Origin of the sequence: Blastomonas sp. UPD001 (genome assembly GCF_003426715.1) — a bacterium.
GTDB lineage: Bacteria > Pseudomonadota > Alphaproteobacteria > Sphingomonadales > Sphingomonadaceae > Blastomonas.
Map to the genome: position 1 here is coordinate 1 of NZ_QKVT01000040.1, position 1,380 is coordinate 1,380.

Below are 1,380 nucleotides of genomic sequence, written 5' to 3' on the forward strand. Positions count from 1 at the left end.
TCCAATTTCCGGACCCAATTGATATCTTGTTTATATCATCCCATGAATGACCTTCCGGGGCAGTGAAATCATGATCGCCATTATTATTTATTCGTATAGCATAATAAGCTAGGAGATCTTCCTCTCCGTGAGCTACTTCAAGGCGCCCAGAACGGATAAATTCCACGCGTTTATCGAGATATTCGGTGAAATCCGAAATTGTGTCGAGTTCCGCCATCACGATGTCGAGCGATACTTGGTCAAAGACGTGAACAAAGTCGTTCGACGGGTCGATATCACCAATTGCGAATGGCTCAAATGAGGCTGCGGCTTGATTAAAGTGGTCAGTGCCTTTGATGGATGGCCGGATGACAAAAGTTCCAAGACCTCCTTCGAAGTGTTTGCGGCCCGCCTCCTCCGCCCCCCTCGCCACGATGATACGATGTACCCTCCGACGCTCGACCTGGGGGAAAGCTAGCGGAAACGGAACTTCGCAGAGCTTGTCCAGAAATACGCGGCCAGGGAATTCGTTGATCCACCGTTCTGCGCCCTTCAGTTGCCTCGCTGCATCCTGAATTGCTCCGCGCGCCCATCGTGCCCACGCGACGCCCAACGGTTTATCCGTCCAACAAACCTCTTTTTCAGAAAATATTAGAACGTGTGGATCGCAAACGACCAGCAGGTCGCAAACTTCCTTGCCATCCCCTTTTCCGCCCGGCTTCTGTGACCTGTAGGGGTTTGGGTACGACCAAAGGTTCAGAAATGTTTCATCGGCTAGCTTAGCGAGATACCGTTCGCTCTCCGTAAGACCTTCTGACCGTACAATGGGAGGGCGAAGCTGCTCGAAATGATCTTTAACATTGTCCGGCTTGTTTACCATTCTACTAACCACCTCTTCCGCCCAAATTCAGGTTATCGGATCCAACGCGGGCGTAGATAGGGGAGCAAAGGTGATCATCGGGTTCTTTGCCTTACGCTCAATCCTGCCGATGTAGGTCCGATCTAGGCCAGCCGTGTCAGCCAGCGCCCCCTGTGACCGAGCGTGATCGATGTGCCCACAAAGCAATAAAATAGCTATATATGATCAATAACGCCACGGTTAAGCAGTTCAAAATAACACTTTTTCGTAATCCTTGTATCCACCATTGCATCGTGAGCCCCCGAAAAATAGCTACCAAAGAGCCGATAATGCAGCTCCTCTAGTCGTGGCCACTTGATTCCAGCTCTGCCGTTGAGATGAGGCAGGGCGCAATACGCGCTAGATGATGTCATGGTGCAGTAGAGAGGTACCGAGTCAAATATACGATGTTGCTTCAGCCGAATGCATTCGGCGCGTAAAAATGCGATATCAAAGTTTATATTATGAGCAACGATCCTAGAAACATTTGCGCAGGTCTGAGC

At 50.2% G+C, this 1,380-nt stretch carries 2 protein-coding genes; both read right to left on the reverse strand.

Annotated elements, in window-relative coordinates; translation table 11 throughout:
• The coding region (locus DM995_RS21415) for a hypothetical protein (protein ID WP_198669477.1) at positions 1–859 on the reverse strand (859 nt) is incomplete at its 3' end.
• A gap of 194 nt (positions 860–1,053) precedes the next feature.
• Positions 1,054–1,380 (reverse strand): 3'-5' exonuclease (locus DM995_RS21420; RefSeq protein WP_198669478.1); only part of this gene is annotated, 327 nt, incomplete at its 5' end.